Below are 7,227 nucleotides of genomic sequence, written 5' to 3'. Positions count from 1 at the left end.
CTTCGTGTTTTGCGTAATATTCTGCGTATTGGTCGCAACCTGATCGTTGGTGGCCTTAAGCTGCGAACCGTTTACCGCATCGGTACTGTTAGCCGTCAGATCGCCGTCCTTTACGTTGGTGATCTTGTTGACCGCAGTGGTGCCGTGGCTGGCGCTGAACGCATTCAGAGTCGGGTCCCACAGCAGCGCATCGTTCTGCAATCCGCTCACGTTGTTATTGAGCGTATTCAGCGCTGAATTAGTGGCATACAGCTGTGAACCGTTGACGGCATCGGTGCTGGTATCCGTCAGGCGCCCGGCAGCCACGTTGGTGATGGTGCGCTCATTGTTTAACGTGCCGACACTTACGGTGCTTTTTGGCGACACCCCTGCAAACGTGTAGCTGCTACCGGCGATTGTCGCCCCAGACGTTCCTACAGCACTGGCCGTAACGGAGCCGGCCCCCAGAGCAACGTCGTTCGCGTTAGTCGCTATTGCCCCCATGCCAATAGCAACGGAATCATTACCTGTGGCGTTTGAATCAGTACCCGTTGAATTTGCATGGAAGTATTTAGTGCCTGTGTTATTAATATTCTGAATCGTGTTACCAAGGTTGGTAATATTGGTTGTATTGCTTGCTACATTTTGATTCGTGGCATAAAGCTGGGAACCATTGACCCCTTCCGTACTGTTACTATTCAGTGCGGCAGCGGCAACGTTAGTAATCTTCTTACTGCCTGCACTAATTCCAGACGTTGTGACAGTCGGCCCGTTGCTAATAGTCAGACCTGTATTATCCAGTTTGGTATTACCTGCAGTTCCGCCGATCGTTGCGGAGGTAAATACCGGATTATCTGCCATCTGTATAATCAGATTACCCGTCTGGTTATCAACGCTCGTACTGATATTTGCGGAAGAGAATGACCCCGCCGTTGACGCACCGCCAACAATGTTTACCGTATCGCCCAGTTTTTTTATCACCGAACCGGTATTACCTTTGAATGTTAACGGCGTATCTGCGAGTGTGGAGATCGCCTGGGTATTTTTTGTAATATTGGTCGTGTTCGTCGCCACGTTCTGATTTGTTGTGAACAGCTGGGACCCATTCACTGCGTCGGTACTGGAACTGTTAAGCGCCCCAGCAGCCACATTGGTTATTTTATTTGTGGTCGCAGTACCATGCGTAGCGCTGTAGGCATTTTTACTGGCATCCCAGAGCAGGGCGTCGTCGGCCAGAGCGTTGACGTCACCATACAGGGTGTTGAGCGCCGTGTTAGTGGCGTAAAGCTGCGAGCCGTTTACACCGTCAGTACTCGCTGCAGTCAATTGACCCGCCGCGAGATTTGTCAGCGTTCTTTCCATCCCGGATGTGCCAATACTCACTGTACTGCCGGGGGCCGCCCCCGCAAAAGAATAGCTCTTACCGCCCAGCGTGACGCTGGCAGTTTTAATTGCAGCACTCGTTACAGACCCGGATCCTAAAGCCACGGAATTGGCATTAGCTACACTGGTATTGTTGCCCAGCGCCAGACCGTTGGCAGCGGTTACTTTACCGTTATTCCCCAGCAGTACTCCACTGGCAGCTGAGACGCTACCGCTGTTTCCGAGGATCAATCCGTTAGATGCCGTAACCGCACCATTATTACCGAGGATAATACCGCCGCTGGCATTCGTAAGCTCACTCAGTTCGCCAACAGCAATACCTTTCGCGGAGTTGGATACCTTACTGGAGATCGCTTTTTGCGTTGCTACATCGAAAGTCCCGCCGCCGATAACAATTGCGCTGTCTGAATTTTCAACCGTTGCGTGTTGACCTATCACAACACTCTTGGCGGAATTATTCACTAACCCCTGACCAGAAAAAACGTAGGCGTTATGCGAATTTGTAACAGTATTCTGGAACCCCATCACAAGGCTACCGCCGTCTGTAGGCCCACCATGTAAAGAAGAGTCACTAATTTTATTCCATGAGCCAAACGTCATGCTCCTGCCCGGGGCATCAATGGTATTTTCATTACCTACTGCGAGCATATTAGAATTGTAATCATCTGCCGTTGAGGATACGGTATTTAAAAGTTGGTTATGGTAGCCAATAGAAACACCCGCATCCGTTAATACGCTTGAAGCACCCGCTCCAATTACAACGCTCTTGGTACCTCTGGCTGTAGAATTATATCCGATGGCAACAGACTCTTGTCCCAGAGCTTGCGCATTATCACCAAATGCAATTGTACGCGTGTTACCGGCCAGAGCATTTAATCCAAGTGCTACAGATAAATTTGAAGAGCGTGCACCGGTACCAATAGCGATGCTCGCATTTGCATCGGCTGTATTTGAGAGTACACAATTTCCAGCAGTTACTGTAGTCCCCCCCTTATCTTGAGTACCATTTGTGCAATATGCCCCTCCGGATTGCACAAACGCCTGAGTCTGAGGCACAAACAGCAGCCCCTGCAATGCAGCCAGTACAATATATAATTTCTTCAGACGGAATACTGCGTGCCCTTTTTCCTTAACGGCACCCACAACGCTGCTTTTACCATGAGAGGGAGAAAGTTCACTAACCGGTATTAACATTTGACGAGAACTATCCCAGACGAGTCTATATATTTTATTCATAGCTTATTCTCGATTAAAAAATCCCTGAGGGCAGAGAAATATCCCTGCCATGCGTTAGTACAGATAAATACAAACTCACAACACATGCGTGCAGATGCGTAATGCCAGGCATTGCATCGCTCATACAAAAGTGCTGTCAGACCGGATACCGCTAATATTGGTGGCTAAATAATTAACTTTATTACGTTCGTTATACTCCGCGTTAAATACCCTGAAACGCGCCAACAACGGATTGGCGCGGCCCTGTTCATCAGTTGCAGGAATTACTCCTCCTCAGAGCGAGTGACTTTAATTTCAGGCAATGGTCCAAAATTGACTTCGGTAACAGATAACGCCGCAATAACCTGATCGGTAATATCCAGGCTTTGATCGTTGGTTAGCACCAGCGAACTATCTACCGCCAACGGATAACCCCTGGCAGTGATAACGTTTTTAACGGCCTTGTTAATTTCAAGCATCGTCGCCTGCCGGGCCAGCTGACGGTTTTTTTCAATGACCTGACGCAAAATCTGCTGATCGACCATTTTTGTCTCTCTGGCTACGTCAGCCGACAGCGTGGAGTAGAGGCTTTCAGCCTCCTGCTCAGAATTACGCACCGAATCGAGTACCGCATTCATTCGCGCCTGTTCCTGTTCACTCAGTGAGGAGGACGCAAGCACCCTGTCGGTATCAACAATCACGAACGTCGGTTTTTTGAAGTTTACAAAACACCAGCCTGTAATCAGGCCGATGATAACCAGGGTCAAAATATAGATCTTAATAAATCCAGAATTGTATTTTTTCATCATTCACACTCTTGAAATATTCGCCTTCGCATCAGCCAGGCATGCTAACCCCTCACCTTGTACGATTAACCGTAACGGTGATAACTTCATGCAGAAGACGCTAATTTATTGAAGATTTCAGTAATAACGATTCTTTATTATCACTCACCATACTGCTTTGCCAGATAAAGGATGCCCTGATGTAAACAGGTTCCATAATTGCACTGTTTGCAATATAGCCTTTACCTTCTACGCGGGTGATAAAATTTGGTTCAACCCCCAGATTCGTCAGTTTTTTCTTTAATTCGTTCATGACTTGCCATAAACGTGGAGTGGATGCTTTAAGGCCATACCCCTCCCAGACATTGCGCATGATCTCGTCATCAGGTATGAGACCCGTATTTGCTTTCTCCAGGATAAAATCCAGCAAATGAAACATCGTCCTTCTCAAACGAACGGGTTTTGATACAATGTTTAAAGGTATCAACAGGGACTGCTCTTTCATGAAGAACACCCCTTCAGAATCGCTCCCCAGTAAATAACCTAATCGTTTCATTGTGCTGCACCTCCACTAAACCGCTGGAAAATTACAGTGTTCATTCCGTTTTAATAAAACCTTTAGATGCTATGCGGCTAATATAGATCTGGGAGAATCAAAACATCAATTTATGTAAACCATAAGTCTAAATGTTAACACCCAACGCCAAAAACAGCACATAACACCATTTAAAAACAAAAAACCAGTACATTATTCCAATAAGTAGCATTAACGTAAATTCATTGCAGTTAAACCTCCAGTTATAATCATGAAGTTCTATCTCCTTTATTCATCTCAAAAAAAGAAGAATGTTTTATAATAACGTCGGCTATTAACATGCATAACAGCTCCACATCCCACAGTTTATTAACACGGTTTTTATCCCCTCCTGTTTAGATCGGTTACCACGGTTTTGGTCAATAAGTCCGAAGCCACAGTGATAAGTCGATATTCCGTTGCTGGCAGGGGCTAATGCATCCCACCAGTTCCGCTAGTGCCTCGCGTTCAATCACTTCTGCGACCTAGCCTAGCAACGTCAGATGTCATAAAGCTACATGTATCGCCAATTGATTAATTTACAAATAAATAATCCAGTAAAACGGATTTTTACAAAAATTAACTCTGGTATAAGGGGGGGATATTCAGATTGTGCTAAACTGCCGCAATCTTGAATTTGGCGCTTTAATAATCAGATAAAGCATTTTTTTTAACCCCCCTTAACGGGCAAACAGGACGCTGGAATGGTTTTCTGGATTGATTCGACGGTACGATTTCGCCCGGAGGATGGGTGTTTGTGGTCTTACGAAGACGAGAGTTCAGCTATCGTTCTGACCCTGACCATGAAGCGCCTCCTCACGCTGCTGCTGGAAATGCGAGGTCACACGCTGACCCGGGACAAACTGCTGGAGTGCGTCTGGGATGCAAACGGCCTTCGCTCTTCAGGCCATACGCTGAATAAATATATTTCTGAGTTAAGAAAGTACTTAACGCAGTTAGGAATGAGGCGCGAATGCATTGTAACCATACCCCGCGTAGGGTTTATGTTTAATGCAGATATTGATGTACAGTTTCAACTGAGTGAGACGAGCAAGGCAGACGCACAAATACCCGTGCTCTCTTCGGAAAAGCAAGACAACGCCGGGAAGAGTGAATCCGGATTTGCAGACAAGGTAAGCAACTTCGCGCGTTATTCCTCCCTAAACTATTTGATCTTCATCTTGTCGATCGCCGCTATGGGCGTTTTATTAACCGCTTGTGGCTATCTGCTCTCGCAGTCCGTTGTGATCAACAGAGAGGATATTCCGCGCTTTTTCTTATTTAACTATCAAAGCTGCCCTGTCTATACCGTGCAAAAAAACTCAGTGGCCCTTTCTGAAAAGAAAAAGAAGCTTTTCCTCGAACTTGCTGCGAAAGAAAATATATTATGCCTGAGCGGCACCTCTTTTCTTTATCAGGCTTCAGAGTCTTATATTTTTGGAAAAAAAGGACGAGCGTTCATCAGTAGCTGCACTTCTGATGAAAATAACTATCTCTCGTGCCTCAACTTCTACTGGTCCGGGCATGAAAGTAATGATGAGATTTAAATACGCTTTTATAGCCGCCCTGACAGCCATATTGTTAGCTGGCTGCGGTGCGGTTCTTTATCACCACCATACCTCTCCTGGCATAAGGGTTAACTGCTCTGCCTTAATCCAGTATGACCACCGGGAACCGGACTTTACGTCTGTCGTTGAAGTTAATTTTCGCCTATTTAAAAATAATACGGGCAGAGCAACGCTATCTGGCACGATCAACACTCCAGGAGAGAGGCAGACAATTTCCCGCAGCATTGCGTTTGCCTGGGACGCACTCTCTCCCGATGAAATTACCTTGCACAGTTTTGCCTATATAAAGAACATCAAAGACAGTGCAAGGGATGAAATATTCAAAAAAAGCTTTTTATATGCTCCGAAAGGGGCCAGCAGACAGCTGCGGCTCAGCCCGTTGAAAAACGCGTGGCTAATCGGCAACGTGCAGTCGCCTTTTGCTCTATGCATTAATAAAATGCGGTAACGATACCAGCCCCCAAGGGGGCCGGTTCTTACGCTACATCACCACCCCCACTCCAGAAACGCTGGCTAACGCTCCAGCTGGTCGCCGTACTCGCTCATCCAGGCGGCCAGCGGGGAGAGTGCGTCCTGAAGGGTTAACCCCAGCCCGGTTATCTGATACTCCACGCGCGGCGGGATCTCCAGGTAGACCGTCCGCGTCACCAGCCCGCGCTGTTCAAACAGGCGCAGCTGCTTCGTCAGCTCTTTCTGGGTGATGGGGGCAGCCGCCCGCAGCAGATCGCCGAAGCGGACGGGCGCGTTGATCACAATCAGGCGATAGAGGATCGGGATTGCCCACTTGCCGGAAATCAGGTTGACAAACTGCGTCATCGGGCAGGTATAAACCTCAGATTTTTTTTCACAGCACTCAGTCAGCATTTCCGCCATAGCACACCTCTTGCCTCTTTAGTATCCATTTGGTACCTGGTTTCCTTTCGATACTAACGTTTCTATAGTGCTTTCTCCAGTGACTTTTCAGGAGAAGAACATGGGTCGTTTAACAGATAAATATACGCTGATTACCGGCGGCACCAGCGGTATTGGTCTTGCCACCGCGCAGGCGTTTATCGCCGAAGGGGCGCACGTCGCCGTGACCGGACGCAACCCGGCCACCCTTGCCGAAGCAGAACGTATTCTGGGCGATAAGGCCTGGGTGATCCCGACCGATGCGGGAGATATCACAGCGCAACGCGCGCTGGCGGAAACCCTCGCCGCCCGCTGGCCGCGCCTGGACGCGGTGTTTCTCAACGCAGGCGACGTGACGCACGCGCCGCTGGAAGCGTGGCAGGAAGAAGCCTGGGACCGCCTGATGGGCATCAACCTGAAGGGACCGTTCTTTTTAATTCAGGCGCTGCTGCCGCTGCTGAATAACCCGTCGTCGGTGATCCTCTGCGGCTCCGTGAGCGCGCGCATCGGCCTGCCCACCAGCAGCGTGTATGCCGCGAGCAAGGCCGCCCTGCTGTCGCTGGCGCGCACGCTCTCGGCGGAGCTGCTGCCGCGCGGGATCCGCGTCAACGGCCTGAGCCCCGGCCCGGTGGAAACCCCGGCGTTTACGAAGACGGGCTTAAGCGAAGAGACGCTTAGCGCGATGATGGCAGACATCATCAAGCTGGTGCCGCTCGGCAGAATGGGCTCAACGACGGAGCTGGCGAAAGCCGCGCTCTATCTGGCGTCAGACGAGTCGAGCTACACGGTGGGAACGGAGCTGCTGGTCGACGGCGGAATGGGAAGTCTGTAA

Annotated in this window: 7 protein-coding genes; 3 read left to right on the top strand and 4 right to left on the bottom strand. The window is 49.0% G+C overall.

The window, feature by feature from the left end; all coding sequences use genetic code 11:
- From URZ40_RS07950 to URZ40_RS07940, 3 genes are all read right to left on the bottom strand, one after another.
- Window positions 1-2,598: ESPR-type extended signal peptide-containing protein (locus tag URZ40_RS07950; protein ID WP_320720255.1), on the bottom strand; the 2,598-nt coding region annotated here is incomplete at its 3' end.
- Window positions 2,599-2,861: 263 nt separating this feature from the next.
- The gene (locus URZ40_RS07945; RefSeq protein WP_302220777.1) at window positions 2,862-3,386 is read right to left on the bottom strand and encodes an OmpH family outer membrane protein; all 525 of its coding nucleotides are present in this window, start codon (window positions 3,384-3,386) and stop codon (window positions 2,862-2,864) included.
- Between the two features lie 97 nt (window positions 3,387-3,483).
- Complete coding sequence (locus tag URZ40_RS07940) at window positions 3,484-3,918, bottom strand: winged helix-turn-helix domain-containing protein (RefSeq protein WP_320720253.1); 435 nt, start codon at window positions 3,916-3,918, stop codon at window positions 3,484-3,486.
- A 722-nt stretch (window positions 3,919-4,640) separates the two neighbouring features.
- On the opposite strand from URZ40_RS07940, the gene URZ40_RS07935 reads away from it, so the two are divergent.
- Both URZ40_RS07935 and URZ40_RS07930 read left to right on the top strand, forming a co-directional pair.
- The gene (locus tag URZ40_RS07935) at window positions 4,641-5,483 is read left to right on the top strand and encodes a helix-turn-helix domain-containing protein (protein ID WP_302220780.1); all 843 of its coding nucleotides are present in this window, start codon (window positions 4,641-4,643) and stop codon (window positions 5,481-5,483) included.
- Window positions 5,461-5,952, top strand: coding sequence for a hypothetical protein (locus URZ40_RS07930; protein WP_162874952.1), 492 nt, complete (start codon window positions 5,461-5,463; stop codon window positions 5,950-5,952). Before URZ40_RS07935 ends, URZ40_RS07930 begins: the two co-directional genes overlap by 23 nt.
- A gap of 65 nt (window positions 5,953-6,017) precedes the next feature.
- On the opposite strand, the gene URZ40_RS07925 is transcribed toward URZ40_RS07930, so the two are convergent.
- Complete coding sequence (locus URZ40_RS07925; RefSeq protein WP_302220782.1) at window positions 6,018-6,377, bottom strand: helix-turn-helix domain-containing protein; 360 nt, start codon at window positions 6,375-6,377, stop codon at window positions 6,018-6,020.
- A 100-nt stretch (window positions 6,378-6,477) separates the two neighbouring features.
- Here URZ40_RS07925 and URZ40_RS07920 point away from each other — a divergent pair, with 100 nt between their 5' ends.
- A complete protein-coding gene (locus tag URZ40_RS07920) occupies window positions 6,478-7,227 on the top strand; it encodes an SDR family oxidoreductase (RefSeq protein WP_163328684.1) in 750 nt (249 codons plus the stop codon).

It is taken from the genome of Enterobacter sp. 296B2 (assembly GCF_034106185.1).
GTDB classification, from domain to species: Bacteria; Pseudomonadota; Gammaproteobacteria; order Enterobacterales; family Enterobacteriaceae; genus Enterobacter; species Enterobacter cloacae_N.
This window is presented reverse-complemented; position numbering and strand designations above follow the sequence as displayed.